Source organism: Arthrobacter sp. PAMC25284 (assembly GCF_019443425.1).
GTDB lineage: Bacteria > Actinomycetota > Actinomycetes > Actinomycetales > Micrococcaceae > Arthrobacter > Arthrobacter oryzae_A.
On record NZ_CP080382.1, the window covers coordinates 1,713,498 to 1,733,613 of the forward strand.

General features: G+C 64.5%; 22 protein-coding genes. 11 read left to right on the plus strand and 11 right to left on the minus strand.

Going from position 1 to position 20,116, the window contains the following annotated elements:
• The first annotated feature begins 31 nt into the window (after nucleotides 1-31).
• Nucleotides 32-1,621: an SIR2 family protein gene (locus KY499_RS07895; protein WP_219886736.1), complete on the plus strand. Its 1,590-nt coding sequence runs from the start codon at nucleotides 32-34 to the stop codon at nucleotides 1,619-1,621.
• A gap of 112 nt (nucleotides 1,622-1,733) precedes the next feature.
• On the opposite strand, the gene KY499_RS07900 is transcribed toward KY499_RS07895, so the two are convergent.
• On the minus strand, nucleotides 1,734-2,357 hold the full coding sequence (locus KY499_RS07900) for a hypothetical protein (RefSeq protein WP_219886737.1): 624 nt from the start codon (nucleotides 2,355-2,357) through the stop codon (nucleotides 1,734-1,736).
• A 103-nt stretch (nucleotides 2,358-2,460) separates the two neighbouring features.
• Here KY499_RS07900 and KY499_RS07905 point away from each other — a divergent pair, with 103 nt between their 5' ends.
• From KY499_RS07905 to KY499_RS07925, 5 genes are all read left to right on the plus strand, one after another.
• A complete protein-coding gene (locus KY499_RS07905; protein WP_219886738.1) occupies nucleotides 2,461-3,045 on the plus strand; it encodes a histidine phosphatase family protein in 585 nt (194 codons plus the stop codon).
• Nucleotides 3,046-3,221: 176 nt separating this feature from the next.
• Nucleotides 3,222-4,067: a fumarylacetoacetate hydrolase family protein gene (locus KY499_RS07910; protein ID WP_219886739.1), complete on the plus strand. Its 846-nt coding sequence runs from the start codon at nucleotides 3,222-3,224 to the stop codon at nucleotides 4,065-4,067.
• A 36-nt stretch (nucleotides 4,068-4,103) separates the two neighbouring features.
• On the plus strand, nucleotides 4,104-5,423 hold the full coding sequence (locus KY499_RS07915) for an alpha-hydroxy acid oxidase (protein WP_308813088.1): 1,320 nt from the start codon (nucleotides 4,104-4,106) through the stop codon (nucleotides 5,421-5,423).
• A gap of 157 nt (nucleotides 5,424-5,580) precedes the next feature.
• Entirely contained in the window at nucleotides 5,581-5,847 is a 267-nt protein-coding gene (locus tag KY499_RS07920; RefSeq protein WP_219886740.1) for a type II toxin-antitoxin system Phd/YefM family antitoxin, read from the plus strand.
• A 94-nt stretch (nucleotides 5,848-5,941) separates the two neighbouring features.
• Entirely contained in the window at nucleotides 5,942-6,157 is a 216-nt protein-coding gene (locus KY499_RS07925) for a hypothetical protein (RefSeq protein ID WP_258191019.1), read from the plus strand.
• A gap of 60 nt (nucleotides 6,158-6,217) precedes the next feature.
• Here the strand turns inward: KY499_RS07925 and KY499_RS07930 are convergent, their stop codons facing one another.
• On the minus strand, nucleotides 6,218-7,864 hold the full coding sequence (locus tag KY499_RS07930; protein WP_219886741.1) for a serine hydrolase: 1,647 nt from the start codon (nucleotides 7,862-7,864) through the stop codon (nucleotides 6,218-6,220).
• 340 nt (nucleotides 7,865-8,204) lie between these two features.
• Here KY499_RS07930 and KY499_RS07935 point away from each other — a divergent pair, with 340 nt between their 5' ends.
• Nucleotides 8,205-9,404, plus strand: coding sequence for a TerC family protein (locus KY499_RS07935; protein ID WP_219886742.1), 1,200 nt, complete (start codon nucleotides 8,205-8,207; stop codon nucleotides 9,402-9,404).
• Nucleotides 9,405-9,449: 45 nt separating this feature from the next.
• Here KY499_RS07935 and KY499_RS07940 read toward each other — a convergent pair whose 3' ends face one another.
• From KY499_RS07940 to KY499_RS07965, 6 genes are all read right to left on the minus strand, one after another.
• Nucleotides 9,450-9,692, minus strand: coding sequence for a DUF4190 domain-containing protein (locus KY499_RS07940; protein ID WP_219886743.1), 243 nt, complete (start codon nucleotides 9,690-9,692; stop codon nucleotides 9,450-9,452).
• 271 nt (nucleotides 9,693-9,963) lie between these two features.
• Entirely contained in the window at nucleotides 9,964-10,413 is a 450-nt protein-coding gene (locus tag KY499_RS07945; RefSeq protein WP_219886744.1) for a hypothetical protein, read from the minus strand.
• Nucleotides 10,414-10,578: 165 nt separating this feature from the next.
• The gene (locus tag KY499_RS07950) at nucleotides 10,579-11,247 is read right to left on the minus strand and encodes a TasA family protein (protein ID WP_219886745.1); all 669 of its coding nucleotides are present in this window, start codon (nucleotides 11,245-11,247) and stop codon (nucleotides 10,579-10,581) included.
• A 35-nt stretch (nucleotides 11,248-11,282) separates the two neighbouring features.
• Nucleotides 11,283-11,864 (minus strand): signal peptidase I, encoded by a 582-nt coding sequence (locus KY499_RS07955; RefSeq protein WP_219886746.1) that lies wholly within the window; start codon nucleotides 11,862-11,864, stop codon nucleotides 11,283-11,285.
• A 222-nt stretch (nucleotides 11,865-12,086) separates the two neighbouring features.
• Nucleotides 12,087-12,413 carry a GYD domain-containing protein gene (locus tag KY499_RS07960; RefSeq protein WP_219886747.1) on the minus strand — a complete coding sequence of 109 codons (327 nt, stop codon included), beginning with the start codon at nucleotides 12,411-12,413 and terminating at the stop codon, nucleotides 12,087-12,089.
• 433 nt (nucleotides 12,414-12,846) lie between these two features.
• Entirely contained in the window at nucleotides 12,847-13,317 is a 471-nt protein-coding gene (locus KY499_RS07965) for a hypothetical protein (protein ID WP_219886748.1), read from the minus strand.
• Nucleotides 13,318-13,551: 234 nt separating this feature from the next.
• Between KY499_RS07965 and KY499_RS18160 the strand changes: the two genes are divergently transcribed.
• Nucleotides 13,552-13,674, plus strand: a complete 123-nt coding sequence (locus tag KY499_RS18160) for a hypothetical protein (RefSeq protein ID WP_258191134.1) — start codon at nucleotides 13,552-13,554, stop codon at nucleotides 13,672-13,674.
• A 15-nt stretch (nucleotides 13,675-13,689) separates the two neighbouring features.
• Here KY499_RS18160 and KY499_RS07970 read toward each other — a convergent pair whose 3' ends face one another.
• Nucleotides 13,690-14,013 carry a hypothetical protein gene (locus KY499_RS07970; protein WP_219886749.1) on the minus strand — a complete coding sequence of 108 codons (324 nt, stop codon included), beginning with the start codon at nucleotides 14,011-14,013 and terminating at the stop codon, nucleotides 13,690-13,692.
• Nucleotides 14,014-14,061: 48 nt separating this feature from the next.
• Nucleotides 14,062-15,072 (minus strand): 1-aminocyclopropane-1-carboxylate deaminase, encoded by a 1,011-nt coding sequence (locus tag KY499_RS07975; protein WP_219886750.1) that lies wholly within the window; start codon nucleotides 15,070-15,072, stop codon nucleotides 14,062-14,064.
• A 170-nt stretch (nucleotides 15,073-15,242) separates the two neighbouring features.
• Here KY499_RS07975 and KY499_RS07980 point away from each other — a divergent pair, with 170 nt between their 5' ends.
• On the plus strand, nucleotides 15,243-15,896 hold the full coding sequence (locus tag KY499_RS07980) for a GntR family transcriptional regulator (protein WP_219886751.1): 654 nt from the start codon (nucleotides 15,243-15,245) through the stop codon (nucleotides 15,894-15,896).
• Between the two features lie 221 nt (nucleotides 15,897-16,117).
• Nucleotides 16,118-17,809 (plus strand): helix-turn-helix transcriptional regulator, encoded by a 1,692-nt coding sequence (locus tag KY499_RS18165; protein ID WP_258191020.1) that lies wholly within the window; start codon nucleotides 16,118-16,120, stop codon nucleotides 17,807-17,809.
• A gap of 26 nt (nucleotides 17,810-17,835) precedes the next feature.
• Here KY499_RS18165 and KY499_RS07990 read toward each other — a convergent pair whose 3' ends face one another.
• Nucleotides 17,836-19,419, minus strand: a complete 1,584-nt coding sequence (locus KY499_RS07990; RefSeq protein WP_219886752.1) for an NCS1 family nucleobase:cation symporter-1 — start codon at nucleotides 19,417-19,419, stop codon at nucleotides 17,836-17,838.
• 377 nt (nucleotides 19,420-19,796) lie between these two features.
• On the opposite strand from KY499_RS07990, the gene KY499_RS07995 reads away from it, so the two are divergent.
• Nucleotides 19,797-20,108, plus strand: a complete 312-nt coding sequence (locus KY499_RS07995; RefSeq protein ID WP_219886753.1) for a hypothetical protein — start codon at nucleotides 19,797-19,799, stop codon at nucleotides 20,106-20,108.
• Nucleotides 20,109-20,116: the final 8 nt, after the last annotated feature.

Genomic DNA, 20,116 nt, shown 5'->3' on the forward strand with positions numbered 1-20,116 from the left:
AACCGCCAGCGCCGCCTGATAGACAGACTCCATGAATGCCGGGCATATTTTCGTCACGATGGGCAACATACTCAACTTCAAGTCTGACGCGTGGCTGCTGCCAGTCGATCGGAAGGCTTCACCGGGAACCGGTTGGACAACTGCTCTGCCCCGGCTACGAAAGTCATTGAATGCCAATAATCTGGAGCCACTCCGAAACGAAACCGCTTTCGCCGTCGCCCTTGGAGACTGGCCGGACAACGAACCTATGCCGGTCCTTACTGCTGTTCCGTTCCACGGGGTCGAGGCCGCGGAAGATCTCCGGCCTAGATTTCGGGCGTTTCTCGACGTTGCAACGGACGGCCTTGTTGACCGTCCCCGCCGTGATAGAAACGCATCGGGCCGATCACTTCTTGCCGTCCCCTTCTTTGGCACCGGCCATGGGGGCGGCAACATCTACCGCGGCGAGATCCTGCGCGTGCTGTTCGAAGAGGCGTACGCAGAAGCCGCACGATCCGGCGTCGACGTCGTCTTTGTTTTTCAGGACCAGGCAGGCTTCGCACTGGCTCAGCAGCAGCGCCGGGGCCGCCCCGCCGCCTGGTCCTCGCTGCGCGATTCCCATTTGGCAGAGGCCAGAAAGCTCGCCGAGCTTGCCCAAGCTGGAATACTCGTGCCATTTCTTGGTGCAGGCGTGAGTATCAGCGCCGGCGCTCCAACCTGGGAGCGACTGCTGGAACACCTCGCAGAAGAGGCGGGTCTGAGTGAACTTGAGAAAACCGCGCTCAAAGGACTAGGCAACCTAGACCGGGCGTCCGTGCTCAGAACGTTTTACGCGGACCGGTCACAGGCTGCGGGGAAGCTCACCTTGGGCGAGGCAGTGAAGTCCGCCGTCGACATGAAAAAATACGGACTCGCGCCTTCACTTCTCGCCTGCTTGCCCTCCGAAGGCGCCATCACGCTTAATTACGATTCTCTTTTTGAGACGGCTGCCGAGGACGCAGGCAACCCTAGAAACGTCATTCCGGGAAAGGGTAGAGACACAGTTGCCAAATGGGTACTGAAGCTCCACGGTTCAGTCGAAGAGCCTGAGTCAATTGTGCTGACCCGGGACGACTACCTTGATTACAGCGCCACGAAAGAGGCTCTTTCAGCCCTCGTCAAAGCGCACCTAATCACCCACCACCTCCTCTTTGTCGGGTTCGGCTTGTCCGATGACCACTTCCACGAGATCATGCACGACGTGCGGCGAGCCCTGCCCGCAAAGGAGGCCGGCGGTAACTTCGGGACGGCACTGATGCTTGACAGCGATTCGATGCGACAACACCTGTGGGGCAAACACTTGAGTTTGGTCAGCATGGCGGATCCAGACTCTTCGGAGCCTGATGTGGAGCAAGCGGCGCGCACCCTGGAGATCTTCCTAGACGCCCTCATAGCCTATTCATCGGACAGCCACTCTTTCCTTCTGGCTGACGCCTACGACGGCGGTCTCTCGCCCGACGAGCGAAAACTGCGGGAGGCTCTCCTCACGCTCAAGTCGCTGCCAGCCGCTAACGGAGCCAGCAGCGCCGCGCCTGTTATCGACCGGATGTTGCGAGAACTTGGTTGGGATGGGAAGGCTCCGAAGAGCGAGCCGCTACCCTGAGCGAGGCTGACGCCCGCCTGCGAATCACTTAGTCATTGCCTAAGCACAATCAACCACCGTCACGGTGGGAATGCGGTGGTGTTCACTGAATCTCGGAGGCGCGCCCTCACGGTTAAGACACTATCCGGCTTTCGATCAGATCCACCAACGCCGCCCGGCTGCACTCAACCCGTCCGTCAAGTACTTCGTGGAGCTCGGATTCACCGACGCGGTCATACATTGAAACGCGAGCAAGCGAAACGCCCGGAACGAACAGTGCGTACACATCGCGAATCGCATCATAGAACGCCCGCTGTTTCCACCGCGGCGAGCCTTTTCCAGCGAAGCTTCTGAATGGGTCAGGTGGCCCGAACATTTTTTCGGTAGCCGGTGACGTCCAATATCCTCCACGTCCGCCCTTGCGCAAGCATTCGGGCTCGAAATCCGCACTGAACCTTAGATAGCGCTCGGCCCACGGCAGACGACCCGCCCACGGTTCGAGAGAAGTTCGTCGGTACCTGTTGAAGTGCTGCTCCTCGTCAAGCTCCAACAAGACCTTTCCCCGGTATAGGAGATCCCAGGGGCCCGCTGCAAAATCGGGTTGAGACTGGATGCCACCTAGTTGCACAAATAAACTCAGAATTTCCAATTTAGCGTTGCTCGGCAGCAACCTGGTGGACGCCCGCGGGATCAGGGATCCTGCGTCTTTTGCTTCAGGTCCCAGCAGTTCCAGTAGCTTCGCCTCACGCTTTCCCATTAAGTGAGCCTACGGCCGGCAAGTTTCTTCGCATAGGGACGCAATCAACTTTCGTGCGCAGCACCTCGTGCCGCGCCAATCGGCGATCAGGGACAATGGAGCCATGACCCTCACAACGTTCGCCCTCATCCGTCATGGCCAGACCGACTGGAATGCGGAGCGCCGGCTGCAGGGATCCACCGATATTCCGCTCAACGACGTCGGCCGCGGCCAGGCCCGGGAAGCGGTCGCCGCCGTGTCCGGCTACAAGTGGGACGCAGTCGTTTCCTCTCCGCTGGGCCGCGCGGCGGAAACCGCGGACCTGATTGCCGGCGGGCTGGGGCTCAGCGTAGCCCGGCACATCCCAGAACTCGCCGAGCGCAGCTTTGGCCGCGCGGAAGGACTGCAGGACGGCCCCGAGCTGGACGCGCTGCGCATCCCCGGCGGCTTCCTCGGCGCTGAGACTGAGGACGAGGCCGCACTCCGCGGTCTGGCCGCGCTTGAAGCCTTGGCCGAGGAGTTCCGCGGCGGCCGCATCCTCGTCGTTGCCCACGGCACACTCCTCAGGCTGAGCCTCAACCGTGCGATCGGGCGCCGGCTGGAGCGCATCGACAACGCGCTGCTCAACCTGGCCCACCACCACCCGGCCGACGGCTGGCAGCTCGAATACCTCAACGGCCAGCCGGTGGGCGCCGCGGCCATGAACTGACGGCGGCCTGATTGGCAGGAAGGGGTGGCGACCTTCGGGGGTCGTTCTCGGGGCTGCAGTAACAGTCGGTTCCCACGCGGGTGCGACCTAGACTGACGCAAAAGCACCTCTAGAACCGCCGGCCCGGGGCTGTGGCATCAATGCCCGATCCGGCCTTCCGAGAAAGAGCTGAAACGATGAAGTTTGCACGCCTTGGTACACCTGGCTCCGAAATCCCCGCCATCCTGGACGGCGGAAAGTACTACTCTCTCGCGTCCGTGACTGCGGATCTCACCGCGGACTTCTGGTCGTCCGGCGGACCAGCCCGTGCCGCCGCAGCCCTGGCCGCCGGCGACTTGCCTGAGCTGGAGGCCGACGGCCTCCGGATCGGTGCCCCCATCACCAGGCCTTCCTCGGTGTATGGCATCGGCTTGAACTACGCCGCACACGCTGCTGAGTCCGGCTCCGCTCCCCCCGCCTTCCCGCTTCTGTTCCATAAGGCACCCAACACCGTGGTGGGGCCCGATGACGCCGTCACGATTCCCCGCGGCTCGAGCAAAACGGACTGGGAGGTCGAGCTCGGCGTCGTCATCGGTGCGCGCGCTTCCTACCTCTCGTCCCCGTCGGAGGCCATGGACTACATCGCCGGTTTCGTCACCGTCAACGATCTGTCCGAGCGCGAATTCCAGCTCGAAGTGTCCGGCGGCCAATGGTCCAAGGGCAAGAGCTGCGCCGGGTTCTGCCCCACCGGCCCGTATCTGGCCACTCCGGATGAGGTCGACGCCGGCAACCTGCGGCTGCGCAGCTGGGTCAACGGCGATCCGCGCCAGGACTCCACCACCGGGGACCTGATCTTCGACGTCGCCACCATCATTCACCACCTCAGCCAGTATCTTGTATTGGAACCAGGGGATCTGATCTGCACCGGCACCCCGGAAGGGGTGGCGATGTCCGGGCGCTTCCCGTATTTGAAGGCCGGCGACGTCCTCGAAATTGAAGTGGAAGACCTCGGGCGCCAGCGCCAGGAGTTTATCCAGGCCTAAGAACCATGCAGGCCTAAGAAAGGGCACGGTCAGCACATGGAGTTGGAACGTCTCAGGGCACTGGTCACCGGCGGTGCCGCCGGCATCGGAGCGACGACGTCCGACGTCGGGCAGTCCGGTGTTGTTCCTGCCGCGCTCAAGCGCCGTGTTCCGAAATACGCCGACCTGGCGCCGCTGATGCAGTTCAAGAAGCCCGGCTTCAGCAAGGCCGCCCGGCTGCAGCGGGCCAACACCATTTGGGATCTGCGCGAGATCGCCAAACGGCGTACCCCCAAAGCCCCCTTCGACTACACCGACGGCGGGGCGGAAGCCGAGATTACGTTGCGCCGGGCCCGCCAGGCGTTTTCGGACATCGAGTTCCGCCCCGGCATCCTGCGCGATGTCTCCAGCGTGGACCTGTCCACTGAGGTGCTGGGCAAACCGTCGCGGCTGCCGGTGGGGATCGCACCCACCGGGTTCACGCGGATGATGCAGTCTGAGGGTGAGTACGCCGGATCGCAGGCAGCGGCAGCGGCGGGCATCCCGTACACGCTCTCCACGATGGGCACGGCGTCCATCGAGGACGTGGCCGCCGCCGCGCCCCACGGCCGGAACTGGTTCCAGCTCTACCTCTGGACGGACCGCGACCGCTCGCTCGAGCTGATCAACCGTGCCGCCGCGGCCGGCAATGACACCCTCATGGTCACGGTGGACACCGCCGTCGCCGGCGCCAGGCTCCGGGACGTGCGCAACGGCATGACCATCCCGCCGGCCCTGACCCTGAAAACCGTGCTGGACGCGTCCTACCGGCCGGCCTGGTGGTTCAACTTCCTCACGCACGAGCCGCTGACCTTCGCCTCGCTGTCCCGGTACACCGGGACGGTGGCGGACCTGATCAACTCCATGTTCGACCCCACCCTGACCTTTGACGACCTCGACTGGCTGCGCGAGACGTGGAAGGGCAAGCTCGTGGTCAAGGGAATCCAGACGGTCGAGGACGCCCGGAAGGTAGTGGACCACGGCACGGACGGGATCGTGTTGTCCAACCACGGCGGACGCCAACTGGACCGCGCCCCGGTCCCGTTCCACCTGCTCCCCGAGGTCTCCGCGGCCCTGAAGGCGGACCACAGCGACGCCGCAATCATCCTGGACACCGGGATCATGAGCGGCGCCGACATCATCGCGGCCCTGGCCCTGGGCGCGGATTTCACCCTGATCGGCCGGGCCTACCTCTACGGCCTGATGGCCGGCGGCCGCGCCGGTGTGGACCGGGCACTCCAGATCCTGGAAAAGGACATGGCCCGCACCATGGCCCTGCTGGGTGTCAACCGGATCTCCGAGCTAACGCCGGATCACGTGAGGATCCTGCGGGCGTAAAGGCTCCGCCGGCATAGCAACGCGGGGTCACTCCTGGCCCATCCCACGCGCCGGGATGGGCCATCTCTGACCTCGAGTTGCGGTCTATCATCCCAACGGGCGAGCGGTTCATAATGGAACATCCGTCCTCAGTGCTCCGATTGCTACGGAGGCAACCATGACAACAATTGGCCACCGGCAACTCCGGAACCAGAGCAGCAAAATTCTGGAACGCGTGAAGAACGGCGAAATCATTGACGTCACCAACAATGGCGAAATCGCCGCCACCTTGATACCGCCGTCGGCGTCGCCGTTCAAACGCTTGCTGCTGTCCGGCAATGTCCGGCCGGCGGCCACGGACGCCGTCGACTTCGTATCCCTGCCCCGCGCGAGCAGCAGCGCCGCGACGTTGGAAATAATCGCCGATCTGCGTGGCGATCGTTGATCATCTACGTCGACCCGTCCGCGGCGCTCAAACTGGTGATCGCGGAGACTGAATCGGCCGCCGTCGCGGACTGCCGGCCGACCTGATCAACAAAGTGCTGGGCGGAATCAACCTCGTGGATGTGGCGCGCTCGGACCTCATGTATGCGGCCGCACTGCCGGGCGGACGCCGGAGCGCTGACGCCATTCACCTGGCCACCGCGATCCGGCTGCAGGCCGACGTGCTGCTGGCCTACGACCGGGAACTTGTCAGCGCTGCGGCCGATGCCGGAATCACCGTCCTGACGCCCGGCGTGCGGCCCGAGAAGTAGCGCCCGTCAGCTTCACGTCAAATCTTTCGGGCGGGCTGCGGGGTCAAGCAGTAATGCGTCCTAAGTGGCCCTGGTGAAAGTCCCGAGTCCGGTGGCGTCGTAGACGTCCAGGGTGACGGCTGGCGAAGAGCCGTCCCCGCCTTCGGCAAAGAGTGCACCGGCCAGGCCGTTGCCGTTCTCGCCGATGGATTCAAAACTGAAGGTGTCGCCGTCAAAGTGTGTGAGTGGGAAAGTGGTTGGACTGCTGGCTGGTCCCATTCTCATGGCGAGTTTCCCTCCCTGTTCGAGGACCACAAGCGGGCCGTAGTAGGTGTTGTCATAGGTGCCGGTGTAGGCAGTGTTTGCCTTGGCCGGTGAAGGGGTGGACGGGGCCTTGGTGTAGTCGATCGCCGGTTTCCCGGAAGCATATATCTGTTCGAATATGCCCGCGGTGAATCCGAGCCAGTCGACCGTGGGTGACCCGTGCTGGGCTGCGTCCAGGAAACCGGAGGTGATTGCCTCGGGAATGCCCTGCGGGCGCCCGTTGGTCAGTGCCACGATGGCCAGTTGTTCGCCCGGAAGCATGGCGACGGCCGTGGCGGTGCCAAGGTTGAAGGCGCCGGAGTGGCCGAGCTGGACGCGGGCCTGATCATCGTAGGAGACGTTCCAGCCCAGCCCGTAGAAATGGGAGCGGGCAGCCGGCGCCGACGCCGGCCCGGAGACTGCATGGGGAACGTGGGTTGTTTGGAGGGCCGCCGGATCGATGACGGGCTTGCCGTCGTAGGTGCCGTTGCCGAGTTGCAGCCGGAGCCATTGCGCTATGTCCCGCACGGAGGAACTCGCGCCTCCGGCCGGGGCCTCGGAATCTGCATTGCGGCGGAATTTCGCTGACCACTGCTTGTTCCCGAGAGGCACGTGAATGGAGGCCTTATCCGTTGCGTTCTCATAGCCCGAGTGGCGATAACTACTCGCGGACATGCCCAGCGGCCGGAACAGGATCTCCTCCGCCAGGTCCTCCCAGGTCATTTTCATGGCGTCGGCTGCTGCCTGGCCGGCTTCCGTGTAGCCGAAATTGCTGTAATTGTAGCTGGACCGGAACGTATCAAGGGGCTCCTGATTGAGGTGGCCGAGGATATATGCGCGGTCGAATCCGAGGTCTTCGAGCAGATCGCCCGCCCCTGTTTTCAGCCCGCTGCGGTGCGCCATAAGATCCGCGAAGCTGGCGTTGCGCGTGACGAAGTCGTCATTGAGCGCGAAGCCCTTGTTGTGTTCAATGACCGGGTCGGTCCAGTTGATGACCTGCCGCCCCACAACCCCCGCCACCACCGTTGATGCCAGGGGCTTGGACACCGAAGCCAGCAGGAAGACCGTGTCCGGACCGATCCGCTCGGGCTTACCGACCTCACGCACCCCGAACCCTTCGGAGTACACGACCTCGTCCTGATACACCACGGCTACGGCCATCCCCGGCAGCCCGGTCTGGTCCATGGCGTCCCGGATGAAACCGTCGAGCCAGGCCAAAGCGGCGGTGACTTTCGGCCGGTCCAGCAGTGGTTCGATCTGTCCCGGCGGGGCCGGGAGCAGCGACGCCGACGCCGACGCCGCAGACTTCGCGGATGCGCCTGTGCACGCAGACAGAAGGGGGATGCTGGCAAAACCGGCCGCTCCGACCCCGATCGTCTTCAGCAGCGCGCGTCGATTCGGGGGAACGGAAACGATCTTGTCCATGAACGCCCCTTTGATCCGCCACGATGTGGGTGCTACCAGTCGATGCCAGCTTCCCGATATTCCCTATGGTGGACCTCGCGCTCGAAATAGGAAAGCGTCGTCGAGGAGGTCTGTACATGGAGGCCAGGGCCAGCCAATAGTTACGAAGCTATTTGCTGATCATCTGATGGTGCATGGGACGTAGCCGGCGGAGCTGAGGGGCAGTTGACCGGTTCGGCGACCTGCCCGACCCTGAGCTCCTTGATACGGCGGTGGAATCCGCTTCCGAAATGCGCGGCTCTCGCCGCGCAGGTAATCTAATTTCACCGCCCGGCAGCGAAGCAGCAGTGAAAGGCACAGCATGGAAACTCCCACCCACGTCTGGATCCTGACCATCGTCGGGATTGGTGGCCTCCTGGCCTTCGACTACTTCGCCCACGTCCGGAAGGCCCACTCCCCTACCCTGCGGGAGTCGGCTGCCTGGTCCTCCCTGTACGTGGGCATCGCGCTGCTGTTCGGCGTCGGGGTCCTGATCTTCGGCGGCCCCACAATGGGGACCGAGTACTTCGCCGGCTACATCACGGAGAAGGCTCTGTCCGTGGACAACCTGTTTGTCTTCCTGATCATCATGGCGAGCTTCCGGGTCCCCCGCGCCGACCAGCAGAAGGTGCTCCTGTTCGGCATCGTGTTCTCGCTGATCGCCCGGACCGGGTTCATCTTCCTCGGCGCAGCCCTGATCAACACCTTCGCGTGGGTGTTCTACATCTTCGGCCTGATCCTGCTGATCACCGCCGGGAACCTGCTCCGGCCCAACGCGCACGACGACGACACCGAGGGTATCGTCGTCCGGCTGGTCCGGCGCGTCCTCCCGACGTCGGAGCACTTCGACGGGGACAAGCTGTTCACGATCGAAAACGGCAAACGCGTCCTCACCCCGATGCTGCTGGTCATGGTGGCCATCGGCGGCACGGACATCCTGTTCGCGCTCGACTCCATCCCGGCGATCTTCGGCCTGACCACCAACGTGTACATCGTCATCACCGCCACGGCGTTCTCGCTCATGGGACTGCGGCAACTGTTCTTCCTCATCGACGGACTGCTGGACCGCCTGATCTACCTCGCCTTCGGCCTCGCCGCGATCCTTGGCTTCATCGGAGTGAAGCTCATCCTCCACGCCCTGCACGAGAACACCCTGCCGTTCATCAACGACGGCGAACACGTCACCGTGATCGAAATCAGCACCGAAGTCTCGCTGACCGTGATCCTCGGCGTCCTTGCCGTCACCGTCCTGGCCTCCATCTTCAGCCCCAAGGGCAAGGCCAAGAACGCGGTGTCCGGCGCCAAACGGCACGCCACTGACTACCTCGACCTCAACTACGAGACGGGCATTGTGGAGCGGAACATGATCTTCGCCAAAATGGTCCAGGAAGAAAAACAGATCAGCAAGCTGCCGGAGAAATACAAGGCCCTCGTCCACGACGAAACCGAGTTCGTCGACCTGCTGGCCCGCGCCCACGCGGCACACGGCGACGCCACCCAGCGGGGTGCCAAGTCTCCGTAGGCGGACCTACTACCCCGGGCCGGGCCGGGGCGAAACCGCGTACTGCTACATCGGCCGGTCCGCAAAGATCGCCATGAAATAGACCGTGGACACCAGCCCCAGGACGGCGATGGAATAGCCGACTGCGAGGGCGGCGATCGCCAGTCCGCGACCCTTCTCCCGGCGTCGTCCGATCTGGTTGAGCGCCACATGCCCGGCGCCCACGGCGAACACCGCCATGACTCCCACACTCATCAACGCGGTGCCAACCGCGGCTACCGCGGCCAGGATCAGCGAGGTAATGGCCATCCGGTTGTACTTTGCGCTCCGGCGAATTGGCGTTACTGACAATTTAATATTTCCCCCGCCTGGTTGTTGTCAGGAGTCTAGCCGCGCCGGGTTTGCCCTGACCACGCGGTCTCGCCGGCGGGCTGGGCGCGGTGGTCTTCGTCTCCGCGGCCGCGGCGTTCAAGGCCCTCAAGGTCCTCCGCCCGGAGAGAGCCGGGAAGTCCCTCCCCCGCCACCGAAAGGGGGCGCCCGCCGTCGTCAAGTCTGCATCAGGTCTGATTCCGTCCACGGGTCAACCGCCGGTAGTTGTTGCGGCCCTCACGTAGGTGCGGTCCACCGCAACGCCAAAGGTCAGCGTGGTAGCGGGTGAGTTTGGAACATTGCCGCTGAATTTCACCGTTGCCCGAAACCGGACGGCCGTGTCGGGATGTTCCGGGACGGTGGTGGAGACGACTGACGCTGTTGATGACCCTGTGGGCGTTGTCAGGACGGGCGCAATGGTGCCGGGTGTTCCCTGGCAGGCGCCAGTGGTCTCATTCCATGTGCCGCTGCAGGATTCAACAACAAAATTCACGCTGGACGGGGCTGTCGTTGTGCCGGTGTACGTCGCCTTCGAGAGCAGCACGGTGCCGGTGTTGCCGACGGTGAAGAACTGCGGCGCAAATGACGGACTCGACGTATTGCCTTTATTCGGAAAGGTCAGCAGCAGGGCACCGGATCCGCCTGAAGCGTCGGTAGTCATCGTGGCAACCGCGCCCCAACGGGCGCTCCCCACGCCCTGGGAAGCTGACGTCGCTTTGGCCGTACTCGCCGCGGCGGCCGCCGCCATTGACATGCACACCAGCAGGGGCCGCGGCCGCAAAAGCAGCGCCGGCCCTGCCCGGGTACGTGCGGACGTTCACCCGGCTTAGCTTCCTGTGGTGGTGGCGGTGCGCTGGGATTCCGTGAATGTCCATGTCAGCGCCGCGGTCAGCCCCTGGATAGTGCCGACGGGGACGGTTCCATTGGTGGTGGTTTCGTTCTGGTCCGGCAGGGTCAGGGAAACCTGAAGGTTCAGGGCTGACCCGGCGGCGATCGTGCCGGCAACGAGCGTCGCGGGCGTCGTGGCGAGGGTACTTAGGGGCACGCTCGTCGCCAGGACCGTTGTGGTGGCCCCGCCGCCGGTGCAGGCGCCGGCGGTTGTCCAGGTGCCCGAACACTGGGTGACGGTCACGCGCAGACCCTTGGTGGCGTCAGTGGTGAGCTTCGTCGGGGTGGCGTCAGCGACGGACAGCGTCAGGGCCCTGCCGTCCAGGCTCGCTCCCTGGCTGAGGTTGACATAGCGGTTGATGACGTCACCGGGGACAAGGTTGGACACTACGTGGCCGAACCCGACCCCGTTCGCGGCCATTGTCAGGCTAAGAGTCCCGGAGCTCGCGTTTTGGGCGGTGGTGTTGGCGGCTGTGGCGTTCAGCGCTGCGTACACCCCGCCGCCGGTGAGGGCCAGTCCGGCTGCGGCCACAGCGCAGGCAGCGAGCAGAATCGGGGCCGGAGGATTTACACGGCGGGCGGTATGGCGTGCGGTGGTTGCAGACATGATGATTCCTTTGGGGCGATGAAGCGGGCGGCTTTCTAAGAATGGGCGGCGCGGTGGCCGCGGGCGCGTGGCGCAGAGCGGAGAATCCAGCGGACGGCGGCGCCGGTCATCATCAGCCCCAAGAAGCCGGTGAGGACTGCGCGCGGTACCGGGTTCTGGATCCACAGGAGCGCGTTGCCGACCGTCGGCAACGTGGCGACGACGACGGGTATCTGGGTCTGGTTGAGCGTGGCCCGCCACTCGTCCGTGGCCGGGTTGGCGTCGCCCTTGGTCGTGAGGACTGGCTGGGCCGCAGTGCCGTCGATGGCGGTGATGCGGTGGGCGAACGGAGCTGTTTCCCCGGGCGGGGTGAAGACGGCGATTTGACCGGGACGCAGGCTCGTCACGTCCGCCGGGACGGTGATCAGCAGGTCGCCGGGTGCGTAGGCGGGGCGCATGCTTCCGGTCAGGACCGGGGAGAACCCGATGTGGAGCATCGGCACCACCAGCCCAACTGCAACGAACAACAGTGTGGCGGCACCAACGGCGACCCTTCCCAGTACCTGCGGTGCGGAGATGGGTTGACGGGTCCGCGCCCCCCGGCGCGGACCCGTGCTAAAACTGATTGAACTGTCCATGAGGACTATTCCCTTTCGTTTGAGACCGATAAGCGGGAATAGCACCAACACTGCTGCGTGCCGATCAAGACACACCCCTGCGGAAATTCAAGAATTCAACAAGAATTTCTCAATTCTTTGAGCGACGTGCGCTCTCCGTGGCCCGTCAGCCCGTCAAATCACGCCCTCTCCGGCAGTTGGAGCGAGCGCAGGGAACCGGCTGGGCTCCCCCGGCCCACGTCGTCACGTGCCCGGCGGGCGGTACCTGATCTCCTCGGCTTTAGCCAGCGCTTCCAGCGTTTCTTCGACAGTCAGTAGCACCGTTGTTTCAAACGAGCTCAGTGCTCCGCCTCCGCTGATTGCCAGCGCCACCGCGGCCATGGAGACGTTGTCCGGTGCTTCCCATAAGTTGTAGCCGTCATGGGATCCGAAAGCGTACCAAAACCCGTGGAGTTTCCCGCCGACCGATTCAATGTATTCCTGGGCGGCGCGTCCACGGTCCTCAGGCTTGCTGATCAGCCTCGCCCACGTCTCTGGCGTGTAGCTGAATTTCGACAGATAGAGCGGCATCGTCCCATCCTTTCGTTCGATGCTTGTTTATCGGATTCACGATTACCAGCGTCTGCGCGGCGGATAAAAAGCCAGTTAATCGCCAGTGCAGCGCTGAAGTCCGAAAGCTCCTGAACCGGCTCGCTGGTTACTCCATCCGACGGCCGACTCCGATTTCCTCATAGTCCTGCTGTCGGGCCTTCCGGCGCAAGAGCCGGCGTTTTCGAGTCCAACATCGCCTGCTCCCCCAGAAAAGGCTCGCCTCACCCGGGAAATGCGTACCAGCCCGCCAACGTTCCCCAGCTTCGGAGCCCGTCGTCAGCGTGCCGCGACGGCTTGCCGGGGTTTGAGGGGAACCTGACGGCAATGTTGGGGAATACGTGCCTACGGGCGGCTACATCAACGGGCCCAAAAATGCAGTTCAGGGACGACGATTACATAGGCGACAGCCTGGCTATGGCGTTGGCTCGGAGTAAACGCCCAAGGACCAGATCTGGCCCGGGCTGGACTCAACCGTGGCCGTGGTCTGCGGGGCAAGCCTGGTATCAAACACGTTCCTCGTCCCGCGCGGCTCCGCTACTGCCTCGCATGGCAGTACAGACCGCCCGACTCCGTCCAGTTCGAAAGTCAGCGACCCACCTCCGGCGCACCTCACGTAGACAACCGTCGTGCTGCCAAGCGTCAGGGGCCCGATATTTGCGCCCCGCGTCTGGGACCCCAGCTCGGCGATTTGATCCTCGTTTGCGCCAACGTCAATCGGCGCGGGCAGCTGCGCGGGAATGACGAACTCAGCAGTCGGCGCAGCCTCAGGCGTCGACACCGAGCCGCTGGCTGCAGCCCCGGAGGTCGGGGCCTGCACAGCGTCCTTATAAGTACAGCCACCGACGGCGAGCACCAGCACTATGGTGCCAAAATAGCCCGCCACCCGCATAAATCTATCGGCACGAGGATTCAACGCTGCCAACCTTCCCGGACTGTCGGACGGCCGCCGGTCAACCCTCAGGGGATTAGAGGCCGGGATCGTCAACTTCCCCAAAAGCTGGCCCCCGCTGACTCGAGAAATGTACCTTAGCCCGCCGATTCTCCCCAGCTTTGAACATCCCAGTCAGCGTGCCGCGACGACTTGCCAGGGAATCGACGGCGAAGGTGGAGAAATTCAGTGCACAGCGGCCAGACCCCGCGGCTCGCCGTCACCCACCTCCTGATCGCGCGCGCCAACGGAAGTGCCGACGTCGAGACTGTCACGGGCCGCCCGGGGTACGCGGAGCGGGGAGACCCGTGAGGTCAATTGCTGCGCTCACGATGGAGTCGGTGCGTCATCAAGGCCGGAGGACTGGCCGAACTCCGTGACTCCGAGGTTTCTGATGCGATCGCCCCGGGCTCCTGCGAGGAACGCCAGGGTGTGAGGGTGGCCGTCGAGGACCGTGACCAGCGGGGCGGCGTGGCCGGGCGGGAAGAGTTCGTCAATGATGGCGCTGCGGGTCGAGCCGGTCACCCGGTGCCTGTCCTGCAGCGACCGGAATACCAGGTCCGGGCTGGTCAGGCAGACCACGCCGGCACTCACGCCCAGGTTCTGCAGCCGGATGGCGCCGGTCGACTCGATACTGTCTGTCGTGGTCATACGGGTTCCTTTTCCACCTGATCCATGAGGGGGTTGCCGCCGGGTTTGTTAGGAGCGGAAGAGTCCGCTGTAGGCATTGAGGGCGAGCTGGCCGCCCAGATGAGCGTAGAGAACGTTGCTGGTGGCCGGAATCTCCCGGCTTTTCACCAAGTCGATGAGACCGGCAAGGGATTTGCCCTCATAGACGGGGTCCGTGATCATCGCTTCGAGAGAGGCGCCAAGGCGGATCGCTTCGAGCGTGGAGTCCACGGGAATCCCGTAGAGGTCGCCGGCCCAGCCTTCCAAGACGTTGATTTCGTCGTCGCGGAGATCCCGGCCCAGCCCGATCAGTTCGGCGGTGTTCCGGGCAATGCGTTCGACCTGGTCGCGGGTCTTCTGCAGGGTCGCCGAGGCATCGATGCCGATGACGCGGCGGGGCCTGTCCTGGCCGGCAAACCCGGCGATCATGCCGGCATGGGTGGACCCCGTGACCGTGCAGACCACGATGGTGTCGAAGAAGACGCCGAGCTCCCGCTCCTGCTGCTCCACCTCGTAGGCCCAGTTCGCGAAGCCCAGCCCGCCCAGTTTATGATCTGACCCGCCGGCCGGAATCGCATAGGGGGTGCCGCCGGCGGCCTTGACCTCCTCAATGGCGTTTTCCCAGCTGCTGCGGATGCCGATGTCGAACCCTGCACTGTCCAGCCGGACGTCGGCACCCATGATCCGTGAGAGCTGGATGTTCCCGACCCGGTCTGAAAGCGGGTCCGGCCAATCGACCCAGTTTTCCTGGACCAGCCGGGCTTTGAGCCCCAGCTTCGCTGCCACGGCAGCAACCTGACGGGTGTGGTTGGACTGATAGCCGCCAATGGAGACGAGAGTGTCCGCGCCCTGCGCGAGAGCCTCCGGGACGAAGTACTCCAGCTTGCGGGTCTTATTGCCCCCGAACGCCAGCCCGCTGTTGACGTCTTCACGCTTCGCCCAGATCTGCGCCCCGCCAAGGTGTGCGCTAAGTCGGGGCAATGGATGGACCGGGCTCGGTCCGAACGTCAGGGGATACCGCTCAAAATCGGTGATGGCCATCAAAAATCCTCCGGTTACAGGTTCAGAACATGGGACGGTCAGATGTCGATCAAGCTCAACTGACGCCTAATATGCAATATATTGCAGGCCCGAATCCTCGCCGTGTCAAGAGTCCGCCGCCTGCCCGACCCGGGAGACGCCCGCCCAAGCGGTGATATACCGTATGTTGCATGCCTACCCCCGACCTGCAAGGTGTCCATAAAAGGTCACTTCTCCGGGACAACGTCTTTGAGTCGATACGCGACGCAATCGTTGACGGCACCTTTACCCCCGGCGAACGCCTGAAAGACACGGAGCTCGAGGCGTGGTTGGGCGTCAGCCGGACTCCGATCCGGGAGGCGCTGCTGCGACTGGAGCGCGCCGGCCTGGTAGTCGCCATGCCTGGCAAAGCCACCATCGTGGCCCCCTACGATCTGGCCTCCACCGTCAATGCCCAGCAGGTCGTCGCTGCGATGCATGAACTCGCCGCCAGACTCGCTGTCCCCGTGGTCACCGACGCCGCCATATCCACCATGGTCACGGCCAACACCCGGTTCGAAAAAGCGCTCGAACGCCTCGATATCGAAACAGCACTGAGCGCCGATGATGAGTTCCACGCGGTATTCATCAGCCTCTCCGGCAATGACGTCATCCAGGAAGTACTCGAGCAGACCACCCCCGTGATCCGCCGGATCGAACGGATGCGGTTCGGATCCTTTGCCGGCCGGCATTCCGTCGCTCAGCACGCCACAATCATCGAGCACACCCGCCGCGGCGACGCTGAGGCCACTGCCATCGCCTGCCGGGAAAACTGGCTTTCCCTGCGCTTCACCCTCAGCCAATAACGAGGGCAGCAACCCCTGGCTTTCGTGTGATCGCTGGGCGTCCGCGAAGAGCATCAGCGCCACCAACCCACCGCACCTTGCCGCCCGCTGAACCCCGGCTGTAGCCTGAAAACACTTGACGGGCCGCGCCCACCGGCTCCGACAGGGTCCACCGGCACCGGCAGTGCCATAACTCCGGAAGTGCCCCAGGCCCCGACCCGCCACCGGGAACGGGGAAGGCCATGTCTACACTCACACAAGGCCGGAAAGCCTACGCCGAGCGGCGCTGGCCGGACGCCGTCGGCCAGTACACGGAGGCGGATCAAGCGGAAGGGCTGCCGGCCAGCGACGTGGAACAGCTGGCCACCTCCCTCATCCTCACCGGCGGGGCCGCCGAGGGCGTGGACCTCCTGGCCCGGGCGCACCTGAGCTACCTCGCCGACGGCGACTACCCCGCCGCCGCCCGCTGCGCGGTCTGGACCGGGATGAACCTCATCATGCAGGGCGAACCGGCCCGCAGCGCCGGCTGGATGGCCCGGGCCCACCGGATCGTCGAGGACCTGCCCGAGCCCTGCCGCTTCGAGGGTCTGCTGTTGGTCCCCGCCGGGCTGGGCGCCCTCTATAGCGGCGACGGAGCTGCCGCGGCCAAAGCCTTCACCCGGGCCGCGGACCTCGGACGGGCCCGCGGCGACGCGGACAGCGCGGCCCTCGGCGTGCTGGGCCTCGGCCAGGCAAAGATCATGCTCGGGGACCTCGACGACGGCCTGGCGCTGCTCGACGAGGCCATGGTCGCCGTCACCGTCGGGGAAATCTCCCCGGTCCCCGCCGGGATCATCTACTGCGCGGTGATCGAGACCTGTCATCTGGCGTTCGACCTGCGCCGGGCCCACGAATGGACCCGGGCGCTGGATAAGTGGTGCGACGCGCAGCCGAACCTGGTGGCCTTCAGCGGCCAGTGCCAGATGCACCGGGCCGCGCTGTACCGGCTGCACGGCGCCTGGTCCGAGGCCATCGCCGCCGCCAAAACGGCGCAGGATCTCGCCTTCCGCGGCGACCGGATGGCGACTTACGGCGGCTTCTACGAACAAGGCGAAATCCAGCGGCTCCGCGGCGATTTCGACGCCGCCGAGGCCTCCTACCGGCATGCCCAGGAGACCGGGTTCCCGCCGCAGCCCGGGCTTGCACTGCTCCGCCTCGCCCAGGGCAAGCCTGAGCAGGCGCAGACCCTGCTCCGGCAGACCATGGCTGGCATCGACCCCGGCTACCGGCGCCTGATGCTCGCCGCCCGGGTGGAGATCGAACTGGCCGCCGGCGACTCCGACGCGGCCCGGACCGCGATGAAGGAGCTGGCCGCCCTCTGCGCCACGATCGACATGCCCATGCTGCATGCCCTCGCCGAACAGGCCCAGGCCACCGTGCTCACCCACGACGGCGACCCCGCCGCGGCTCTGGTCCTGCTCCGCCGGGCGTGGTCGCGCTGGCTGAGCCTCGACGCACCGTTCGAAGCAGCCTGCTGCCGCGCCCTCCTGGCCAGCCTCTGCGCCGTCCTCGGCGACGAGGAATCCGCCCGGCTGGAACGTGAGGCGGCACGGGCCACCTTCGCCGAACTGGGCGCCGCACCTGCGCTGGCGGGCCTGACGCCGGACTCCGTACCGGCCCGGGCGAACGACGCCATCCGCCCCGCCGCTCACCCCCACACCGCTCACCCCCACGCCGCGCACGACGCCGACACCACGGTCGCCGGGGCACTCACCGCCCGCGAAACCGAAGTCGTGCAGCTGGTTTCTGCCGGACTGACCAACCGGGACATCGCCGTCGAACTGTTCATTAGCGAAAAGACGGTGGCGCGACACCTGAGCAACATCTTCACCAAGCTGGGCCTCACCTCACGCGCCGCAGCCACGGCCTACGCGTACCAGCACGGACTCGTCTAGTACTACGTGGCCAGATGGATGGACAGTCAGTGCTTCGGTGCGACGGCGATCTCCTCACCGTCGACGGCGTGGAACGGCGCATGGCGGTCCATGATCAGCATGTAGATCCCGGCGGACAGGATCGCACCGACGAACCAGGAGAAGCCGGCAACCAGCGTGAACGCGGGGACGAGCGCCAGGATCAGGGCGACAACGGCGGCCGGCACTCCCGCGATAATGGCCTTCCGGTTGACGCCGCCGGTGTACGCGTACTCCCCGTCCGGGGAGTCCGAATACAGGTCCGGAACGTTGATCTTGCCCTTCCGGAGCAGCCAGTAATCGGCCATGATGACGCCGAACAGCGGTCCCAGAAGGGCGCCCAGCCCGCCGAGGAAGTAGACAATGACAAGGGGCGAGTTGTACAGATTCCACGGCAGGATCAACAGGCCGATCACCGCGGAGATGATGGCTGCCTTGCGGAAGTCCAGGGTCCGCGGGAAAAGGTGGGCCAGCGTGTAGATGGGTGCCACGAAGTTGGCCATGAGGTTCACGGCCACCGTCAGGATGATCAGGGCCAGGCAGGCCAGCACCAGCAGGAAGGTGTTCGGGATGGCGATAACGACGTCGATTGGTGACTCGATGACCGTCCCATCAATGCGGTACTGGGCGCCGGAGAGGACGATGACGATGGCGGCGAAGAAGATCATGTTGATGGGGATGCCGAAGAAGTTGCCGCGCACCACCGACCGTTCGGAGGGGGCGCCGCGGGTGAAGTCGCAGAAGTTCAGGACGAAGGTCCCGTATATGACTACCCAGAGGGCCGCGGACTGGAAGATCCGAACCCACATCTCGGGACCGGTCAGGGCGTCCGCGGTGGACCAGGCGATCGAGCCTTCCGCCTTCATGAACATCCAGATGGCCAGTGCGAGCATGGTGACCAGGATGATGGGGCCGGCAAAGGCCTCGTACTTGCGGATCATTTCCATGCCGAAACTGACGATAACGACCTGCACGGCCCACAGCACCAGGAAGGAGAGCCACCCCAGCGTTGACAGGCCAAGGAACGAGTCCGTGTCGAGCGGCGCCAGGGACGGCGCAAGCGCCAGGACGAGCACGCGGAGAACCACCGAGGCCAAATAGGTCTGGATTCCGAACCAGGCCACGGCCACCGCGCCACGGACGATGGCGGGAATATTGGAGCCCCGGATGCCGAACGCGATCCGGCTCATGACCGGGAACGGCACGCCCGTCCGCTCGCCCATGAACCCGGAGAGGTTCAGGAGCAGGAACAGCAGGACGGCGCCGAGCAGGAAGGCCAGCAGGATCTGCCAGGCGCCGAGTCCCAGGGCGAACAGCCCGATGGCGAACACGTAGTTGCCCAGCGAGTGCACGTCGTTGGCCCACAGCGTGAAGATGCTGTAGGCGTGCCACGTGCGGCCCTTCCGCGTGGTGGGCGCCAGGTCCTCGTTGTAGAGCCGGGCACTAACGCCCGCGGGCACCTGCCCCGGGGCGGCCGGCCCTCCCCTGGCAATCTCCTCGACTGCGGGGTCACCGGTGCCCCAGGGCTCCGGGTCGATCAGCTGCGAATGTCCGTGCTCGTCATGCGGGCCAGGACCGTTTTCGTGGGACATGTTGCAGAGCTCCCCTGTGTCGGAAAAGGGCATTGCCCGGGTCCGGGCCGGTATCCACGGGAACTGTGCTGCCGGATGCGGTAACTCCGGCCCTGACGGTATTTTCGTGGAAAACATATTCCATATTATGGAATGCACATTTCGTCTTGTGAAATAAAGGTAACTCTAGCGCACGTCACCGTCAAGAGTTCCGCGGCTACTGAACCTCCGGCACGGCGGTGCCGTCGTCGCGGTACGAAGCAGCAACTGCCAACCCCAGCACCCTCTGCCGGGTTCCGCCTGCATAAAACTACCCATGTCCGGCCCGCCGGAATCCATCTCCAAAATGGGTGATTCGCCCGATTCGCTGTGGCGCGCCGGTAAATAACGTTAATTCCATGAACGTTTCAGTGCTTGCAGGAATGGTATCCACCATCCTTTTCGCGACGAGCTACCTGCCCATGCTGGTCAAGGCCCTCCGCACCAAAGATCTGGATTCCTACAGCCTCGGCTACCTCGCGCTGAGCAACGTCGCCAATGCTGTGCATTCCGTCTACGTCTTCAGCCTCCCGCTGGGACCGATCTGGCTGCTGCACTGCTTCTATGTCGTCGCCTCTGCGCTGTTGCTGATCTGGTTCCTGCGCTTCCGTTCCGACCCGACAGCCGCCCGGCCGGCACACGGCGTTCATGACCCGCTGTCAGCACCATGACCCAGGAG